This window comes from Arthrobacter sp. USHLN218 (assembly GCF_037144715.1).
GTDB lineage: Bacteria > Actinomycetota > Actinomycetes > Actinomycetales > Micrococcaceae > Crystallibacter.
In genome coordinates this window covers 60,367-78,089 of the sequence record NZ_JBBCYT010000004.1, presented here as the reverse complement: position 1 = coordinate 78,089, position 17,723 = coordinate 60,367, and the positions used below count along the sequence as shown (strand labels likewise).

General features: G+C 68.7%; 18 protein-coding genes. 12 read left to right on the top strand and 6 right to left on the bottom strand.

Features of this window, described 5'->3' with window-relative positions; genetic code table 11:
- Nucleotides 1–87: 87 nt before the first annotated feature.
- The gene (locus WFH44_RS10180; RefSeq protein WP_336713752.1) at nt 88–675 is read right to left on the bottom strand and encodes a phosphatase PAP2 family protein; all 588 of its coding nucleotides are present in this window, start codon (nt 673–675) and stop codon (nt 88–90) included.
- 107 nt (nt 676–782) lie between these two features.
- Between WFH44_RS10180 and WFH44_RS10175 the strand changes: the two genes are divergently transcribed.
- Together WFH44_RS10175 and WFH44_RS10170 are read left to right on the top strand one after the other, a co-directional pair.
- Complete coding sequence (locus tag WFH44_RS10175; RefSeq protein WP_336713751.1) at nt 783–2,141, top strand: MFS transporter; 1,359 nt, start codon at nt 783–785, stop codon at nt 2,139–2,141.
- A 115-nt stretch (nt 2,142–2,256) separates the two neighbouring features.
- Nucleotides 2,257–2,712 carry a DoxX family protein gene (locus tag WFH44_RS10170; RefSeq protein WP_336713750.1) on the top strand — a complete coding sequence of 152 codons (456 nt, stop codon included), beginning with the start codon at nt 2,257–2,259 and terminating at the stop codon, nt 2,710–2,712.
- Nucleotides 2,713–2,828: 116 nt separating this feature from the next.
- Here the strand turns inward: WFH44_RS10170 and WFH44_RS10165 are convergent, their stop codons facing one another.
- Nucleotides 2,829–3,422, bottom strand: coding sequence for a TMEM175 family protein (locus WFH44_RS10165; RefSeq protein ID WP_336713749.1), 594 nt, complete (start codon nt 3,420–3,422; stop codon nt 2,829–2,831).
- A 413-nt stretch (nt 3,423–3,835) separates the two neighbouring features.
- Here WFH44_RS10165 and WFH44_RS10160 point away from each other — a divergent pair, with 413 nt between their 5' ends.
- Together WFH44_RS10160 and WFH44_RS10155 are read left to right on the top strand one after the other, a co-directional pair.
- Nucleotides 3,836–5,665, top strand: coding sequence for an HNH endonuclease (locus WFH44_RS10160; RefSeq protein WP_336713748.1), 1,830 nt, complete (start codon nt 3,836–3,838; stop codon nt 5,663–5,665).
- 114 nt (nt 5,666–5,779) lie between these two features.
- The gene (locus tag WFH44_RS10155) at nt 5,780–6,502 is read left to right on the top strand and encodes an alpha/beta fold hydrolase (RefSeq protein ID WP_336713747.1); all 723 of its coding nucleotides are present in this window, start codon (nt 5,780–5,782) and stop codon (nt 6,500–6,502) included.
- Nucleotides 6,503–6,513: 11 nt separating this feature from the next.
- Here the strand turns inward: WFH44_RS10155 and WFH44_RS10150 are convergent, their stop codons facing one another.
- Both WFH44_RS10150 and WFH44_RS10145 read right to left on the bottom strand, forming a co-directional pair.
- Complete coding sequence (locus WFH44_RS10150) at nt 6,514–6,909, bottom strand: universal stress protein (protein WP_336713746.1); 396 nt, start codon at nt 6,907–6,909, stop codon at nt 6,514–6,516.
- Nucleotides 6,910–6,932: 23 nt separating this feature from the next.
- Entirely contained in the window at nt 6,933–7,883 is a 951-nt protein-coding gene (locus WFH44_RS10145; RefSeq protein ID WP_336713745.1) for a 2-hydroxyacid dehydrogenase, read from the bottom strand.
- 304 nt (nt 7,884–8,187) lie between these two features.
- Here WFH44_RS10145 and WFH44_RS10140 point away from each other — a divergent pair, with 304 nt between their 5' ends.
- The 6 genes from WFH44_RS10140 to WFH44_RS10115 are packed head-to-tail and all read left to right on the top strand — an operon-like array spanning nt 8,188 to nt 14,564.
- Nucleotides 8,188–9,756, top strand: a complete 1,569-nt coding sequence (locus WFH44_RS10140; protein WP_336713744.1) for an ABC transporter substrate-binding protein — start codon at nt 8,188–8,190, stop codon at nt 9,754–9,756.
- A 33-nt stretch (nt 9,757–9,789) separates the two neighbouring features.
- Complete coding sequence (locus WFH44_RS10135; RefSeq protein ID WP_336713743.1) at nt 9,790–10,719, top strand: ABC transporter permease; 930 nt, start codon at nt 9,790–9,792, stop codon at nt 10,717–10,719.
- A gap of 8 nt (nt 10,720–10,727) precedes the next feature.
- Nucleotides 10,728–11,759, top strand: coding sequence for an ABC transporter permease (locus tag WFH44_RS10130; protein WP_336713742.1), 1,032 nt, complete (start codon nt 10,728–10,730; stop codon nt 11,757–11,759).
- Complete coding sequence (locus WFH44_RS10125) at nt 11,759–12,808, top strand: ABC transporter ATP-binding protein (RefSeq protein ID WP_336713741.1); 1,050 nt, start codon at nt 11,759–11,761, stop codon at nt 12,806–12,808. The genes WFH44_RS10130 and WFH44_RS10125 overlap by 1 nt, the downstream gene beginning before the upstream one ends.
- Nucleotides 12,805–13,848 (top strand): ABC transporter ATP-binding protein, encoded by a 1,044-nt coding sequence (locus tag WFH44_RS10120; RefSeq protein WP_336713740.1) that lies wholly within the window; start codon nt 12,805–12,807, stop codon nt 13,846–13,848. Before WFH44_RS10125 ends, WFH44_RS10120 begins: the two co-directional genes overlap by 4 nt.
- Entirely contained in the window at nt 13,845–14,564 is a 720-nt protein-coding gene (locus WFH44_RS10115) for a sulfite exporter TauE/SafE family protein (RefSeq protein ID WP_336713739.1), read from the top strand. The genes WFH44_RS10120 and WFH44_RS10115 overlap by 4 nt, the downstream gene beginning before the upstream one ends.
- A gap of 19 nt (nt 14,565–14,583) precedes the next feature.
- On the opposite strand, the gene WFH44_RS10110 is transcribed toward WFH44_RS10115, so the two are convergent.
- Complete coding sequence (locus WFH44_RS10110) at nt 14,584–15,360, bottom strand: HAD family hydrolase (protein WP_336713738.1); 777 nt, start codon at nt 15,358–15,360, stop codon at nt 14,584–14,586.
- A gap of 21 nt (nt 15,361–15,381) precedes the next feature.
- Nucleotides 15,382–16,422: a 2-hydroxyacid dehydrogenase gene (locus WFH44_RS10105; protein WP_336713737.1), complete on the bottom strand. Its 1,041-nt coding sequence runs from the start codon at nt 16,420–16,422 to the stop codon at nt 15,382–15,384.
- A 111-nt stretch (nt 16,423–16,533) separates the two neighbouring features.
- On the opposite strand from WFH44_RS10105, the gene WFH44_RS10100 reads away from it, so the two are divergent.
- A complete protein-coding gene (locus tag WFH44_RS10100) occupies nt 16,534–17,448 on the top strand; it encodes a LysR family transcriptional regulator (RefSeq protein WP_336713736.1) in 915 nt (304 codons plus the stop codon).
- Between the two features lie 54 nt (nt 17,449–17,502).
- Nucleotides 17,503–17,694 (top strand): DUF1918 domain-containing protein, encoded by a 192-nt coding sequence (locus WFH44_RS10095; protein ID WP_336713735.1) that lies wholly within the window; start codon nt 17,503–17,505, stop codon nt 17,692–17,694.
- Nucleotides 17,695–17,723: the final 29 nt, after the last annotated feature.

The window sequence follows — 17,723 nt, the reverse complement described above, 5'->3', positions numbered from 1 at the left end:
AGGCGGCCGGCCCCGGCGACGGGGCCGGCCGTTTCCGTGCCGTTTGCCTGCCTGCTTCCGAACCCGGAGGGGCTGCGCGCCCGCCGCTCAGCGCAGGAACAGCATGTACACCGCGAAGATAGCCAGGCCCGAGGCCCACCCGGCCAGCACCTGCGCCCACGAATGGTCCCCGAGCCGGACCCGGGACCAGCCGACGGCCAGCGGAAGCACGCCCCAGAGCAGGCCCAGCGGCATGGAGGCGGAGGCGAGCATGGCGGCGAAGAACGCGGCGACGGCGGCGTGCACCGAGAGCTTCCAGACCAGGTTGACCGCCATCGACAGCGCGAGTCCGAGCAGCAGCGTGAAGATCAGCCGGTGGAAGGCCAGCGCCGCGTCCATCAGGGACAGGACCCAGAGGCCCACGATGATCGAGACGCCGGTGAACGCCATGACCGGGCCGCGCTGGCTCCGGTTGCCCACATGGTGGTCGCTGAGCGTCCCGTGCCGGGCCAGCAGGTAGACGGTGGCGAACGGCAGCGCGGTGACGAAGAGGATGGCCACGGCCACCTCCGCGTAGGTGACCTCCGGCAGGATCAGCGGCGACGTCGCCAGCACGAACGTGACCAGCACCGTGGGTGCGAACGCCTCGGTGATGAAGCGCGCCGTCCTGTGGCGCCGTGTCGGCTGGTCTGACACTTTTCCAGAGTAGCGCCGCGAAGGCGTGGCGGAAGATGTTGGAGGGCCGGCAGGGCCGTAGGCGGACATGCGGCAGAATAGTTCTTCTGACCCGAAGGAGACCTGGCATGACCGTGGAGCAGGCGCCGGCGCCGCTGCTGTCCAAAACCTACCGCGCCACCACCGCCGGGATCTTCGCGCTCGCCTTCCTCTTCGCCTTCGAGGCGATCGCCGTCGCGACCGTCATGCCGGTGGTGGGCCGCGAACTGGACGGCCTGTCGCTGTACGCCATCGCCTTTTCCGCCCCGCTGGCCGTCGGCGTCGTCGCCACCGCGATGGCCGGCGGCTGGATCGACGCGCGCGGTCCCGGCCCCGCACTGCGGGTCGGCGTGGGGCTCTTCGTCGCCGGGCTCATCGCCGCCGCGTTCGCGCCCAGCATGCCGGTCTTCCTGGTGGGCCGCGGGGTCCAGGGCTTCGGCTCCGGGCTGGCGGGCGTGGGTCTGTACGTGCTGATCGCCAAGGCGTACCCCGAGGGCATGCGCGCCCGGGCCTTCACCGTGCTGACCAGCGGCTGGGTGCTGCCTGCGCTGGCGGGGCCGGCGATCGCGGGGCTGATCAACCACTTGGTGGGCTGGCGGTGGGTCTTCGGCGGCGCTCCGCTGTTCGCCGTCGTCTCATATTTTGCCCTCGCCCCGGCCCTGCGCACTACGCGGCAGGGAGGGGTGTGGAAGAACGACGGCGGGCGCACGGCGTGGGCGGCGATAGTCGCCGCCGGGATCCTCGGCGTGGGGTTCGCGGGGCAGAGGAGCCTGGACTGGTGGGTCGTGCTCGCCGTCGCATCGGTGGCGGCCGTGCTGCTGGCCGCACCCCGGCTACTGCCAAAAGGAACATGGCTGTTCCGGCGCGGCCTGCCCGCGGTGATCTCGGTCCGCGGCCTGATCGGAGCCGGCTTTTTCGGGGCAGAGGTCTACCTGCCGCTGGCCCTCGTGGAGCACCGGGGATTCACGCCCACCGAAGCGGGCCTGCTGCTGACCACCTCCGCTGTCGCCTGGTTCTCGGGGTCCTGGGTGGCGGCCAACCTGCCGTTCCTCGCCGGCAAGGTCATGCGGGTGCGGCTGGGCGCCGGGCTGCTCACGGCCGGAGTAGGAATCTCGGTCCTTAGCCTGAACGCCCAGGTGCCGGTCGCCGTCGTTGTTGTTGGCTGGGCGATGGCAGGCCTGGGCATCGGCATGGCGTTCTCCACGCTATCCGTGCTGTTGCTGGACCACTCGGCGGACGGCGAAGAAGGCACCAACAGTTCGGCGCTGCAGATCAATGATGCGGTGGCACAGTCGCTCTGGCTGGCGCTGGGCAGCATCGCCTTCGCCGCGCTGCTGCCGGTGGCGCCGCTCTGGGGCTTCATCACGGCCTTCGGCGGATCCTTCGCGATCGCCCTGCTGGCGATGCTGCTGACCCGCCGGCTGGCAGGAGCGCCCGAGCGCGGGTGACTTAAGGCGGGGGCCGGCGGCTTCCCTGGGCCCAAGGTTTCTGCAACCCGCCGGACGATGCTGGACGCGTCAACTTTTGACGACGCTGGTCCGCTCTGTCCATAAGGAGAGTCCCATGTCCATCCCTACCAGCACCGGCACCACCAGATCCGTTCCAAACATCGCCATCACTCTGCTGCGCGTCGTCGTCGGCCTGGTCTTCCTCGCCTACGGCTGGCAGAAAATCAGCACCAACACGATCGCCGGGGTCACCGGCTACTTCACCTCGCTCGGCGTGCCCCTGCCCGAGCTGGCGGCTCCCTTCATTTCCTATCTTGAGTTCCTCGGCGGCGCCGCACTGATCCTGGGCCTGCTGACCCGGCCGCTGGCGCTACTGTTCGTCTGCGACATGATCGGCGCGGCTATCTTCGCCCACCTGCCCTCCGGCTTCTACGTGGAGAACGGCGGCTACTCGCAGGTGCTGCTCCTCGGCACTGCGTCGCTGGCCATCGCGCTGATCGGTCCCGGCCCGTATTCGGTGGACCGATACCTCTTCGGCCGGAAGGAATCGAGGGTATCGGTCCTGGCCTGAATGCCGGCCATGACTGCCTAGCCGGCCAAGGCCGGAATTGCCGGTCGTGGCCACAAAGCCGGCGGAGCCCGGGCGGACGGCGGGAGCCTGGTTTCAGGCTTCCGCTTCTGCCGCTTTTAGCCCTTCCGGTCCGCTTCGGCGGCCAGGAAGCGCTCCACCCGCCGGTCCGGAATCAACCAGATCGCGGCGACCACGGTGTACGCCGCGACAGCCAGCAGGGGATTGACGAAGGTCAGCCCGATCCCGACGAGGTAGATGGCCGGCGAGACCTTCCCCTTCCAGTCCCGCCCGGTGGCCCGTGCCAGCGGACCGTCCCGCCCCTGCTGCCGGATGAGCGCCGCTTCCAGCAGGTAGTATGCAATCGCCGCCAGCAGCAGGTTGATCCCGTACACGAGCACGGGGACCTGCGGAAAGCCGGATTCGTCCATCCAGCGCGTGGTGAACGGAAAGAGCGAGAGCCAGAACAGCAGATGCAGGTTCGCCCACAGGATCGTGCCGTTGATCTTCCCCGCCAGATGGAGCATGTGGTGGTGGTTGTTCCAGTAGATGCCCACGTACACGAAGCTCAGCAGGTAGCTGTAAAAGCCCGGCAGCTCCTGCGCCAGGCCGGACCACGTGGGCTCCTCCGGCACGCGGAGTTCCAGCACCATGATCGTGATGATGATCGCCAGGACGCCGTCGCTGAAGGCCTCCAGCCGGTTCCTGTTCATGTTTGCTCCTTCATGCATGAATCATGATCGCCGCCCGGCCCGTTTGGGAAGCGGGCGCGGACGCCGCGGGGTTTGTGACTGGGGGACCAACGACGGCGCGGTGGTCGACTGCTGACGCGGTGGTGGCCTGTTGACGCGGTGGTGGCTTGTTGACGCGGTGGTGGCCTGTTGACGCGGTGGTGGCCCGTTGACGCGGTGGCCGGCTCTTGACGCGGTGGCCGCCTCTTGAGGTACCGGTCCACCTCCAGCTCGACGCGCTTCCCTTATCCTAGGCGGCAGTACGGCCGTCCCGGCGGGAGGGACGGTACACCCCGGCAAGACCGGGAGCCCGACTCCGCCTGATTAACAGTCGGGTTGTCCACAGGGCCAAGAAACGATTGTGTGATCGAGCTAACAATAATAGAATAGAATGCATGTTCGATGACCCCGCGTATTCGCCCTCAGGCGACAACCCGATAGCGCCCGGCTCGCCTCCGGAGGGGCCTGACCCGGAGGCTGACGCCTGCCTTATCAAGACCTGGCACGCTGCGCTGGATCAGGTGATGCGGTCCGGGAGGGACATTGGGGATGTAGGGCGGATCGACCGCATCCGGGCGCTGGAGGACCTCAAATCCGCCGCCTGCGCCCTGCAGGCGGCGGATACGGTGGAACTGGACCGGTCCCGGCGGGAAGCAGATGCCGCAGCCGGTATTCCTGCGGCGAAGCAGGGGAAGGGCGTAGGCAGGGAAATCTCGCTGGCACGGCGCGAATCGCCCCATCGCGGCGGCCGGCTGCTCGGCATGGCCAGGGCGCTGGTCGACGAGATGCCGCATACTTTCGCCGCGCTGCAGAGCGGAGTGCTCAATGAATGGCGGGCCACGATTCTGGTCAGGGAGACCGCCTGCCTCAGCGTTGAGGACAGGGCCGCCGTGGACGCATCGGTAGCGGGGAGCCCGGAGATGCTAGAGGGGGTGGGCAATAAGGCGCTGACGGCGATGGCTCAGCAGGCAGCCTATGCGCTGGATCCGCATGCGCAAGTAAAGCGGGCGGCGAAGGCAGAAACGGGGCGGCACGTCAGCTGCCGCCCGGCCCCGGACACCATGGCCTGGGTCGGTGCGCTGCTTCCGGTGAAGGCGGGCGTCGCAGTCTATGCAGCGTTGACCCGTGAAGCGGACCGCTTACGGGCCGTCGGCGACGACCGCAGCCGGGGTCAGATCATGGCCGACACTCTCGTCGAACGGGTCACGGGAAAATCCGCTGCCCAGCCCGTCAACTATGAAATCCAGCTGGTGATGACGGACCGAACCCTGCTGCAGGGCTCCAGCGAACCGGCCTACCTCGCCGGCTACGGGATAGTGCCCGCCCAGTATGCGCGCAACCTCATCCGCGGCAAGCAGGGGCCATCAGACACGGACCAGCCTGCGGGGGGCGGAACTGTCCCGCCCGGAACCGCGTCACCCGGCACCGAAACCGCGTCGGCCAAGACCGGAACCGCTCCAGCCGGCATCGCAATTGCGCCAGCCGGCGGGGGCCTCGCCAACGGAGAAGCACCCGATGGGCGAGCCCGGGCAAACGGCGCGGCCATCGGCGGGCCGCCCACGAACGGCCCGCTCACGTCCAGCCCGCCTGCGCCCTCTCCTGACACCAGCCGTTCCGATGCGGCATTCGATGTCTGGATCCGCCGGCTCTTCACCGCCCCGGACACGGGCCAGCTAGTCGGCATGGACTCACGCGCACGGCTGATGCCCTCCGGCCTGCGACGGTTCATCCAGGTCCGCGACGCTATCTGCCGTACTCCCTGGTGTGACGCCCCGATCCGCCACTTCGACCACATCATCGCTTGGAGCGAGGGTGGAAGCACCAGCGCGGCCAACGGCGAGGGCTACTGCGAGAACTGCAACTTGGCCAAAGAAGCGGACGGCTGGCAGGCGCGGCAGGTCCCCGGAGACCGGCATACCGTGGAAATCACCGCTCCCACAGGCCACAAGTACTCGTCCACTGCACCCGCCCTGCCCGGTACCGAATCTCCTGTCGGTACCGAACCTCCGTCCGGCACCGGGTTTCCGTCGGGCACCGGACCGTGGTCCGGTACTGAACCTGCTTCCGGTACTGGATCTCCGTCCGGTACTGAATCTCCTTCAGGCGCCGGACGCAAAGCCCGGTTGGTGCGCCAAGGCTGGCAGGTCGTCGAATGCAAGGCGCGTCCCGCCGACCTACGTCGCATCGCCCGGCGTCTGCGGAACCGACTGGACGAAGTGGCCTGAGCCGGACCCATGGACCTTACTCATCGTCAAGCCGCCGTTGGCGCCTTCGACCAGTCTGCTAGCCAGTCAAGGGATTCTGGGTCGGGGGCTCGGGGAACTCGGTACGCTGGGCGCATGGACATCATCCTGGTTCCCGGGTTCTGGCTGGATGCTTCGTCATGGTCGGAGGTGACGCCGCCCTTAACTGACGCCGGGCAGCAGGTGCACCCGCTGACCTTGCCCGGGCTGGAATCGCGGGAGGCGCCGCGGAAGGGGATCGGTCTGCAGGACCATATCGACGCCGTCGTAAAGGAAGTGGACCGGATCGGCGGCCCGGTGGTCCTTGTGGGGCACTCGGGCGGCGGCGCCATTATCTACGGTGTGGCGGATGCCCGGCCGGATTCGGTGGCGCGCTGCATTTATGTGGACGCCGGGCCGCTGGCAGAGGGCGGCGTGATCAACGATGAGCTGCCTGCGGAGGGCGACGACGTGCCGCTGCCACCGTGGGAGGGGTTCGAGGACGGCGATCTCGTGGACCTGGATGAGGAGCTGCGGACGATGTTCCGTGCCCGGGCGGTGCCGCAGCCGAAGGGGGTCGCCTATGACAAGATGCGGCTTAGCGATGAGCGTCGCTTCGAGGTTCCCGCAACGATTATCGCCTGTGAATTTCCCTCGTCAATGCTGCGCGAATGGATCGATGCCGGGCATCCGTTCGTTTCGGAGCTAGCCCGTATCGGGGACGTCGAGTATGTCGACCTGCCGACCGGTCACTGGCCGCAGTTCACGAGGCCGGCCGAACTGGGCCAGGCGATCCTGGCCGCGGTGGACCGGGCAGCTGGCGCAGGGCGGACCGCCTAAGCCAGCGGCGGTCAGTTCCGGGGGCCGACCGGCGGCTTGACCGCGTGGACCGCGCAGCCGGCCTCGAGGATCACGCGTTGGGCGGTGCTGCCCAGGATCAGCTTTCCGACCCGGGAGCGGCGCCGAACGCCGATGACGACGAGTTCGACGTCGTCCTCGTAGGACACGTCGACGATCAGGTCTCCCGGGTCGTCGTTGCCGACCATGTGGCGCACGTTCGTGGTGATGCCGGCGGCCTGGGCTCGCTCCAGCAGGCCGGCCAGCTCGGTCTGCGCCTGCTCCGTGTTGTCGGCGAAACCCGGGCCGAGGATGCGCAGGTCGGTGCCGCGCAGGACGGCCTCGTCGATGGCTGCGGCCAGGGCGGCGCGGCCCTCGTCGGTCGGAACAAAGCCAACGGCAACGCTCATGGTCGGATCCTCTCGGGCGGGTGCTACTTGACGGGTGTTTCGAGCGTGCCCTCGGCGAGGAAGCGCCGGAGGTTGGCCAGGGTCAGCGCGGCCATGTCCGCCCGGGTTTCGTGGGTGCCGCTGCCTAGGTGCGGCAGCACGACCACGTTCTCCATCTCCAAGAGCTGCGCGGGAACGCGCGGCTCGTCTTCGAAGACGTCCAGCCCCGCCCCGGCCAGGCGGCCTTCAGCCAGGGCATCGACGAGGGCGGCCTCGTCGACGACGGTGCCGCGCGCGATGTTGACCAGGTAGCCGTCGGGGCCGAGGGCTACCAAGACGTCAGCGTCAACGAGCTTCTGCGACGCCGGTCCGCCTGCCGCGGCGACGATCAGGACGTCGGAGCGGCGGGCAAGTTCCACCAGGGAGTCCACGTACTCGTAGGCCACACCCTCGACCGGGCGGCGGTTGTGGTAGGCAATGGTGCAGTCGAAGCCCTCCAGCCGGCGGGCGATGACCTTGCCGATCCGGCCGAGGCCGAGGATGCCGACGCGCTTGCCGCTCGCCTTGGTGGCCAGGGGGTAATTGCCCTTCGCCTCCCACTCGCCGCGGCGCACATAGCGGTCGGCGGCGCTGATCCGGCGCAGCATATCCACGTAGAGCGCGATGGCTGTGTCGGCGACGCAGTCGTTGAGGACATCCGGGGTGTTGCTGACGCCGATACCTCGTTCCGCGGCCTGGTCCACGTCGGTGGTGTCATAGCCGACGCCAAAATTGACGACCGCCTGCAGGCTGGGCAGGGAACTCATCAGTTCGGTGCCGACGCCGAAGCGCCCGGACGTGACGGCCACGGTGAACTCCGCGCCGCGCTCGTCCAGGAAGATGCGGCGGCCTTCGGCGTCGTCGGGCAGCCGAACGGCGTCGTAATCGTGGATGAGGACATCTCCGACGGCGGGCATCAACGGACCGACCTGGAGGATGGCGTGGGGCATAGACATACCGGCGAGCGTAATGAGGACATCGATTCAGGTCCAACACGCAATTTGGATGAATCAATGCCCTTGGGGTATCGGTTCTCGGGGCTGCTCGAAAACCCCCGGAAATCCGCGGAAGTGTGGCCGCTGTCACATGGAGAACGGGCGGCGGGCGAGTCCTTCACCTCTCCGACATGGAAAAACTTCCCTTGACGCGGTCGAAGGCGCATCGGGAAGCTGTTTGCCAGCACCGACCCCTGGCCTCGAGCACAGATAGCTCCGAAGCCGCAACCGTGTGGGGCGCGTGACCCAGATCCCGGAGGATTCAATGATGTCTTCACTTCGCACCCAAGGGCAGTTCGCCCTGCGGCTCTCCGCCGTGGCTGCCGGCGGAACACTGCTGCTGAGCGGCTGCTCGGTGGCCAACTCGGAAGGCGCCGGCGGCGCGACCGCCGCCAGCTCGGACACGATCCGTGTGGTGCTGCAGCAGGAGCCGCCGACGCTCGAACCCTGCGAGGCCAACCTGACGAGCACCGGCGTGGTGGACCGCTCGACGATCACCGAGCCGTTGATCGAGCGCAACCCGACCAGCGGCGAGCTTGAGCCGAAGCTGGCCACCGAGTGGGAGTCCAAGGACAACAAGGCCTGGACGCTGACCCTGCGCGAGGGCGTCAAGTTCCACGACGGCAGCGACTTCACCGCCGAGGACGCTGCCGCGACGATCGAGCGCGCGGTGAACTCCAAGCTCGGCTGCAACGTCGAGGGCTACGTCTTCGGCGACCAGGACCTGGACGTGAAGGCCGTCAACGACACCACCCTGCAGGTCACCACCCAGGAAGCCGACCCGATCCTGCCGCTGCGGCTGTCCTTCCTCGAAGTGGTGCCGGCGGAAACCTCGGACACGGAGAAGGTCCGGGAGCCCATCGGCACGGGCCCCTACCAGCTCGAGCAGTGGGACGCGGGCCAGAAGATCACCCTGGCGCGGTTCGATGGCTACTGGGGCGAGAAGCCGGCGTACGCCAAGGCCGAGTACCAGTGGCGTGCCGAGAGCAGCGTCCGCGCGGCGATGATCACCTCCGGCGAGGCCGACATCGCGACCGGGCTGAGCCCCGAGGACAACATCGGCGACCTGGGGGTCTCCTACCCGAACAACGAGACGGTCGCGCTGCGCATGCACAGCGACCAGGCTCCGTTCAACGACATCCGGGTCCGGCAGGCCGTCAACTACGCCATCGACAAGGAAGGCATCGTCGCCAGCCTCTACGGCGGACGTGACAAGGTCGCGGCACAGCTGGTGCCCTCCGGCGTCGTCGGCCATAACGAGTCGCTGCAGGCCTGGCCGTTCGACCTGGAGAAGGCGAAGCAGCTGGTGGCCGAGGCCAAGGCCGACGGCGTGGATACCAGCGCGCAGATCGACATGGTTGTGCGCAGCGCGCAGTTCCCGAAGATCGAGGAACTGGGCCAGGTGCTCCAGGAGCAGCTCACCCAGGCCGGCCTGAACGTCAAGCTGCAGATGCTCGAGACCAGCCAGCACCTGACTTACCAGGTCCGGCCGTTCGCCAAGTCCGACGGCGCGCTGATGCTCATGACGCAGCACGGCAACCAGGCCGGCGACGCGGCGTTCACGGTGGACCAGTACATGCTGACCGACGGCGCGCAGAGCGCGTTCGGCACCCCCGAGCTTGACGCCCTGATCAACAAGGCCGACGCCGCCACCGGCGAGGACCGGCAGAAGGCCTTCGAGGAGGTCTTCTCCTACCAGAACGACAAGGTGGTGCAGTTCGCCCACATCGCCCACCAGACCGGCATGATCGGCAAGGCGGCCGGCGTGGACTACGAGCCCAACTCGTCGACCGGCGATGAGCTGCGGCTGGCCGAAATGGCTCCGGCCAACTAGCGGCCGGGTCTGACCAAGGGATTCGAGGGACTCATGTTGACCTACCTGAGGAAGCGCATCCTCTCCAGCGCACTGCCCCTGGTGGTGGTGATTGTGGGAGTATTCGCGCTGGCCCGGCTGACCGGCAACCCGGCCACCCTGTACCTGCCGCTGAACGCCACCGAGCAGATGCGGGCGGACTTCACCGCCCGGATGGGCCTGGACCAGCCGCTGCTGGTGCAGATGGCCGACTACTTCGGCGGCGTCCTCAGGCTGGACTTCGGCGAGTCCCTGAGGACGGGGGAGTCCGCGGCGGCGATGGCGCTGCGGGCTTTCCCGGCCACCCTCCAGCTGGCCGCCACCACCATGGTGCTGGCCATCATCCTCGCCGTGATCGTCGGCTGCTGGGCGGCGCTTAAGCCCAACGGCGTGGCGGACCGGATCTCCAGCTTCGTGTCCATGGCCGCGGCGTCCATCCCGGACTTCTGGCTGGCGATCGTCGGCATCTGGATCTTCGCGATCACCCTCGGCTGGCTCCCGACATCGGGCGTCAACGGGTCCGAGGCCTGGATCCTGCCGATCGCCACGCTGCTGCTCCGCCCGTTCGGGGTGCTGGTGCAGATCGTCCGCGGCGCCATGGTCTCCGCCCTCTCCGAGCCGTACATCAAGCTGGCCCGCAGCAAGGGCGCCGGCGATGTCCGCATCGTGACGCACCACGCGCTGCGGAACGCCGCGGCCCCGGCGCTGACCGTGGCCGGCGACCTCACCGTGGGCCTGGTCAACGGCGCCGTCGTGGTGGAGACGATCTTCGGCTGGCCGGGCATCGGCAAGCTGATGATCGACTCCATCCTGCAGCGGGACTTCGCCGTGCTGCAGGCCGCGGTGCTGCTTACCGCCGTCGCAATTTTTGTCCTGAACATCCTCATCGACCTGGGCTACGCGCTGCTGGATGCACGTGTCCGCCCGGCCACCGTGAAGGCCTAGGAGGAACCATGGCCACACCACTCGTGCAGCCCGGACACCAGCCGCCCACGTCGGACGCGCTCCCCGAACCATCGGCCGTGCCCCCGCTGGAGCCGCCCGCCGCGAAGGCAGCGGACACAGGGGACAAGAAGCCGGGCCTCTTCCGCCTCCTGCTGCGGGATAAATTCGCGACGGCGGCTGCCGCGGTCCTGGTCCTGGTGGGGCTGACCGCGGTGTTCGGTCCCGCCCTGATGGGGGATCTGGCGACCAAGCAGAACCTGCTTTTCGCCAACAAGGCACCGTTCAATCCGGCCAACGGCTGGGAGTACTTCCTGGGCAGCGACTCGCTGGGCCGCAGCGTGCTGGCCCGGCTGGTCATCGCCACCCGGACCACCGTGGCGGTGGCGCTGCCCGCCGTCGCGATTGCCCTGGTCATCGGCTCGCTGTGGGGTGTCTGGGCCGGTTACCACCGCGGCTGGCGCGAGACGGTCTCGATGCGGATTGCCGATGTGATCATGAGCTTCCCGTCGCTGCTGCTCGCCGTCGTCGTTCTCTACGTGTTCAACCCGAGCATCGCGAACATCGTGCTGATCCTGGCCCTCACCCGCATCCCGATCTATCTGCGTACCGCCCGCGCCGAATCCGCCGAGCTGCAGAGCCGCACGTTCGTGGACGCGGCCCGGACCTTCGGCGCCAAGCCGAACGCGATCATCGGCCGGCACGTGGTCCCGATCGTTTTGCCGACGCTGCTGACCCTGGCCACGCTCGAGTTCTGCTACGTGATGCTGGCCGAGTCCTCGCTCAGCTTCCTCGGCATCGGCATCCAGCCGCCGGACGTCAGCTGGGGCCTGATGGTGTCGCAGGGCCGGCAGTACCTGCAGACCGCATGGTGGCTCTCGATCTTCCCGGGCCTGGCCATCGTGATAACGACGATCGCCGCCAACATGCTGGCCGCGTGGCTGCGGATCGCGACGGACCCGGCGCAGCGGTGGCGGCTGGCGCTGCCGCGCAAGCGCCTGATCGCGCGGATTCCGGCCAAGACCGTTGAAGGGGACAAGTGATGAGCACCGTGACAGCGGCAGAAACAACGACGACGGACCGGAGCCTTCCGGTGGTGCTGAAGGTCGAGGGCCTGAACGTGGACCTGCGGACCCCGCGCGGGACCGTGCGGGCGGTGGACAACGTGGGCTTCGAGGCCCGCGCCGGGCAGACACTGGCGTTGCTCGGGGAATCCGGCTGCGGCAAGTCGATGACGGCCAAGGCCGTGGCCGGGCTGCTGGACCCGATCGCGGACGTCGACGGCGGGGAGATCCTGCTCAACGGCACGGACCTGGCCCGCCTGAGTCCGAAGCAGCGGCGCAAGTTCGCCGGCCCCGAGCTGGGCATTGTTTTCCAGGACGCGCTGACCGCGCTCAACCCGGTCTACCCGGTGGGGGCGCAGCTGGGCGAGGCCTTCCGCATCCACCACGGGCTGTCCACCAAGGAGGCCAAGGCGAAGGCCGTGGACCTCATGCGCCGGGTGGGCATTCCGGAGCCCGAGGCCCGGGTCAACGCCTATCCGCACCAGTTCTCCGGCGGCATGCGCCAGCGCATCCTGATTGCCATGGCGGTCGCGCTGAATCCCAAACTGCTGATCGCGGACGAACCGACGACGGCGCTGGACGTCACGGTGCAGGCGCAGATCATGGCGCTGCTGAAGAGCCTGCGCGAGGAGAGCGACATGGCCGTCGTGCTGATTACCCACGACCTGGCCGTCGTCGCCGAGGAAGCCGACACGGTGGCCGTAATGTACGCGGGCAACGTGGTGGAAACCGGCCGGGTGGCCGACGTGTTCGCCAACCCTCGCCACCCGTACACCAAGGGCCTGCTGGAGTCCGTTCCGGTCAACGCCGAGCGCGGCGCTGAGCTGAACTCGATCCCCGGCAGCCCGCCGGAGCTGCACAAGATCCCCGCCGGCTGCGTCTACCAGGACCGGTGCCCGCTGGTGCAGGAGGTCTGCCGGGCGGAGCGGCCGAAGCTGCTGCCCGTGGTTCCCAAGGAACCGGCCGCCGTGGACGGCGCAACCCCGCGGGCCGCCGCCTGCCACTTCAGCGAGGAGCTGGACAAATGACCGAGACCCGCATCCAATCCGAAGGCCGTCCGCTGATCGAGGTCGACGGCGTCACCAAAACCTTCCACGTGGCCAAGAGCGCCTCCGGCAACAGCCGGCTGCGGGCGCTGGACGGCATCAACCTTTCCGTCCGCCGGGGCGAGACCCTCGGCCTGGTGGGGGAGTCCGGCTGCGGCAAGTCCACGCTGGCCCGGACCCTGATGATGCTGGAGCGGCCGGACGCCGGCGCCGTGCGCTTCGACGGGACCGACCCCTTCGGCCTGCGCGGCAAGGAGCTGCTGGAGTGGCGCCGCCGCGTGCAGATGGTCTTCCAGGACCCCTTCGCCTCGCTGAACGCGCGGATGACGGCGGGCGAGATCATCGCCGAGCCGTGGAAGGCGCACCGGGGGCTCTACAAGACGTCGCGGGAGCGCGAGGCCAGGGTGCGCGAGCTGCTGCATATGGTCGGGCTGCGGCCCTCGGACGCGAAGAAGTCCCCGCAGGAGTTCTCCGGCGGCCAGCGGCAGCGCATCGGCATCGCCCGCGCGCTGGCGCTCAACCCGGACGTGATCATCCTGGACGAGCCCGTCTCCGCGCTGGACCTGTCGGTCCAGGCGCAGGTGCTGAACCTGCTCAACGACCTGCAGCAGCGCCTCGGTGTCTCCTACGTCTTCATCTCGCACGACCTCTCGGTGGTGCGGCACGTGGCGGACCGGGTGGCGGTAATGTACCTCGGCCGGATCATCGAGACCGGCCGCACCGAGGACGTCTTCGAGCATCCGCGCCACCCCTATACAGCAGCACTGATGTCTGCCTCGCCCAAGCTGGACGTCAGCGGCGCGGAGCGGAAGCGCATCATCCTGCAGGGCGAGATCCCCTCCCCGCTGGATCCGCCGTCGGGCTGCCGCTTCCGCACCCGCTGCTGGAAGGCGCAGGACATCTGCGCGGAGCAGGCACCCGGCTCCGAATCGGCCGGGGAGAACCCCGCGCATCTGGCCGAGTGCCACTTCCCGTTGGAGACGCTGGCGGTCCGGAGCGGGGAACTGGCGCCCATGCCGTGAGCTGGGCCGACTACGCGGTCATCGGCTTCGCCGTCTTCGCCGCTGCCGGCCTGCAGGCGTCGATCGGCTTCGGCATGGGGATGCTCGCGGCCCCGATCATCGCCCTGGTGGACCCAAAGCTGCTGCCGGTCTCGATCATCATGCTCGCGCTGCTGGTGACCATCATGGTCACCGCACGCGAGCGGTCGGAGCTGGACCTGCGCGGCGCCGGCTGGGCGCTGGTGGGCCGGATACCCGGCAGCATCTGCGGCGCCTGGCTGGTGGCCGTGCTGCCGGGCGAAGGACTGTCCTGGCTCGTGGCCGTCACCGTGCTGGCGGGAGTGGTGCTGGCCTTCCTCGGCTGGCAGCCGGCGCCCCGGCGGCTCAGCCTGGTAACTGCCGGAGCCGCCTCCGGCATCATGGGCACCGCCACCTCGATCGGCGGCGCCCCCATGGCACTCATCTGGCAGCGCCACCAGGGCGCACGCCTGCGCGGAACCATGAGCGCCTTCTTCATGGTCGGCTCGGCCGTGTCCCTGGCCGCCCTGGCCGTGGCGGGCGCGGTGACGGCGCAGGTCTTGATGCTCGTGGCCTGGATGGTTCCGGCCGTCCTCGCCGGCTACGCCGTGTCCCGCTTCGTCAACCGCTTCCTCGATGCCCGGCGCCTGCGCCTGCTCGCGCTGTCGGTGTCCGGGTTCGGCGCGGTGCTGCTGGCCGGTCAGATCCTGCTCGGCTGAGCCCGGAAGCGGGTTGGAGTCAGCGCCCGAGCAGCTGCGGAAGCGTGCCGGCGACCGATTCGATGACTTCGTCGGTTGCCGCCCGGACGTCATCCGGAGACCAAGGAAAGGAGAAGGATCGGTCAGCGATGGAATGCATGGACAGGTCGTTCCAGGAGTCTCCGAAGGTGTAGACCTCCAGGTCATCGCGTGACAGTCCGAGATGGCCGACCAGCCACTGCAGCCCGGCCCCCTTGGTGGTGCCCGCCGGGACGATGTCGACGAAATCCTGGTTGATCACGCACTCGACGGCGAACCTGTCCAGGATCCAGGAATGGATCCGAAGCCTCAGGTCGTCGTCGCCCGGGACCCAGATCGGGATGCCGATGAACTCGTGCAGGTCTATTTCATGGGCCTGCAGCTGGCGGTAGTCACGCAGGATGGTGGTTTCCAGGTCCGAGGGGACGGTCGAGCTGAAACGCGTGTCCCGCCCTTCCAGCATCGTGCCGTAGACGGCGATGCCGTCAACACCGGAAAGCTCTTCGACAACCTGCCGGACGGTGCCGGCGTCGAGCGCGGAGGAGTGCAGCACGCTCCCTTGCCCATCCGTGACGACGGCGCCGGTGTAGAGGACCGAGTAGTCGAAGGCGACGGCGGATCCCTGCAGTGCGTACTGCGTGGCCGCCAGCGACTTGCCGGTGGCAGCGACCGCCAGGTAGCCGGCGTCCTGCCAGGCGCGGATGGCGCCGACGGTGTCGTCATCGATTCCGTGCCGGAAAATGATGGTCCCGTCGAAATCGAAAGCAGCTAGCTTCATGCCTCCCAATCCTAGGCTCCGCTAGCGTGGCTCCCGCACGACGTTGAAGAGCGGACGCCCGGCGGAGAGGCTGGCGATGTTTGCGGCGATGTCTGCGGCGCGCCGTTCGAAGGTAGTCCGCGCGTGGCCGGAGTGGTGCGGGGTGAGGACCGTATTGTCCAGGCGTGCAAACGGAAATTCCGACGGCGGCACCTTGCCGTCCGCGGGGGCGCCCCACCAGACGTCGATCCCGGCGCCGGCGATCCGCCGTTCGGACAACGCGGCATACAGGGCGGCCTGGTCCACCACGGGGCCGCGGGCCACATTGACCAGCAGCGCCGAGGGCTTCATCCGCTCCAGTTCGGCCGCGCCGATGAGGCCGCGGGTCTCCTCGCTGAGCGGCACGGTCACGACGACCACGTCGGACGTCTCGAGCAGCTTGGGCAGTTCGGCCGTGCCGCCGACCCACTCGGGCTGCACGCCTTCGGGATGGGCCGCCGCGGGGTTGCCGCGCACGGCCCGCACCCGCATGCCCAGGGCGGCGCCGAGGCGGGCTACCTCGGCGCCGATGGAGCCGAGCCCCACCAGGCCGAGCACCATGCCGTCGAGCGTCGGGTGGAAAGGCACGTCCGGCGCGGTGGCGATGGTCCGCCATTGGCCGCGGCGCAGTTCGGTGTCGGCGGCCAGCACCCGGCGGGAGAGCATGAGCGTCACCATGACCACGTGTTCGGCGATGGGCCGCGCGTGGTGGAAGGCATTCGCGACGGCGGCGGCCGGCGGGAGGGAGTCCATGGCGATCTTCTCGTACCCCGCGCCGGTCACGTGGACCAGCCGCAGGCGGGCCGCTGCCGCCGCCTGTTCGGGCGGCAGTGCCGAACAGACAACGACGTCGGCATCAGCCAAGGCCTGCAGCTGTTCCTCCGCGCTCCAGCCGGACGCCATCACCCAGTGGTGGGCACCGCCGTCGTACTTCAGCTCCTGCTCGAACCGGCTGATGATCGGATCGGTGACCACGATCCGCAGCGGCTGCGCGGCCGCACCGTCCGTCATCGGCGGGCGCTCTGGAAAGACTGGCTGGGTCACGGGGAGGGGCTCCTTCTCGGGCGGCACCGGCGGGGTTGCTTCGACGATAGGCCTCCGCATCTATGCGCGTCCAAGCTAAAGTATGGACCGAACGATGCGAGGAGTGTATTGATGTTCAGCCTGATCCAGCTCCAGTCCTTTGTCGCCGTCGCCGAAGAGCTGCACTTCGGGGCGGCCGCCGAACGGCTCAACATGACGCAGCCTCCGCTGAGCCGGCAGATCCAGCTGCTCGAGAAGGAACTGCGGGCGCCGCTCTTCGACCGGACCAGCCGCAAGGTGGAGCTCACGGCTGCCGGCCGGACGCTGCTGCCCAGCGCGCGGCAGATCCTGGATATGGCGGTCAAGACGGAGCTGGACGTGCGGCGCGTTGCCACCGGCGAGGCCGGCTCGGTCACCATCGCCTACACCGCTATCGCCGGCCAGAGCGCCCTGCCGAAGCTCCTGCGCCGGGCGGCGGACGAGCAGCCCGGCGTCTCGCTGATCCTGCGCGAGCTGGTGTCGACGGACCAGATGGACGGCCTGGTCAAGGGCACGGTGGACATCGGACTGCTGCGGCCCATCGTGGCGCGGCCCGGCATCGTTTCGCGTCCCCTGATGCGGGACCGGCTGGTGATCGCGCTGCCGGCCGACAGCGAGCTTTCCGGCGAGGGTGCCCTGCCGGTGCGGGCGCTCGAGGGGCAGCCCCTGATGATGTATTCCACGGCGGAGGCCCGCTACTTCCACGACCTGGTCCTGCGGCTCTTCGCCAGCGCCGGCGCCCATCCGAATGTCACCCAGTACGCCAGCCAGGTCCCGGCGCTGCTGGCGTTCGTGGAGGCCGGCCTCGGACTGACTTTGGTGCCGGCCTCGGCCCAGTCGTTCGCCCCGGCCGGCGTGCAGTTCCGGGAACTCGAGCCCTCGCGCGGCGTCAAGGACCTGAACCGGGTGGACCTCGAGGTGGCCTGGAACGAGAACAACACCAACCCGGCCGTCCGCAGGCTGCTGGAGCTGCTCGAAACGCCTGCGGAGGACGAAAACCCCGTTTGAGGGATTCCATCCCGCGCCGGCCCTTCGTACCCTAGGGCTGGGAGGTGTTCAGGAATGAAGGCAACGCAGGGTGACAGGATCATCGTCCGCGGCAGGACCGTGGAGTCGTCCGACCGGCACGGGGAGATCCTGGAAGTACGCGGTGAGGACGGGGCTCCGCCCTATTTCGTGAGGTTCGACGACGGGCACGAGTCGGTGCTCTTCCCGGGCGGGGACTTCGTGGTGGAGACGCGGCCGGTGTCCTAGGCCGCGCCTGTCCTAACCGGCGGCCAGCG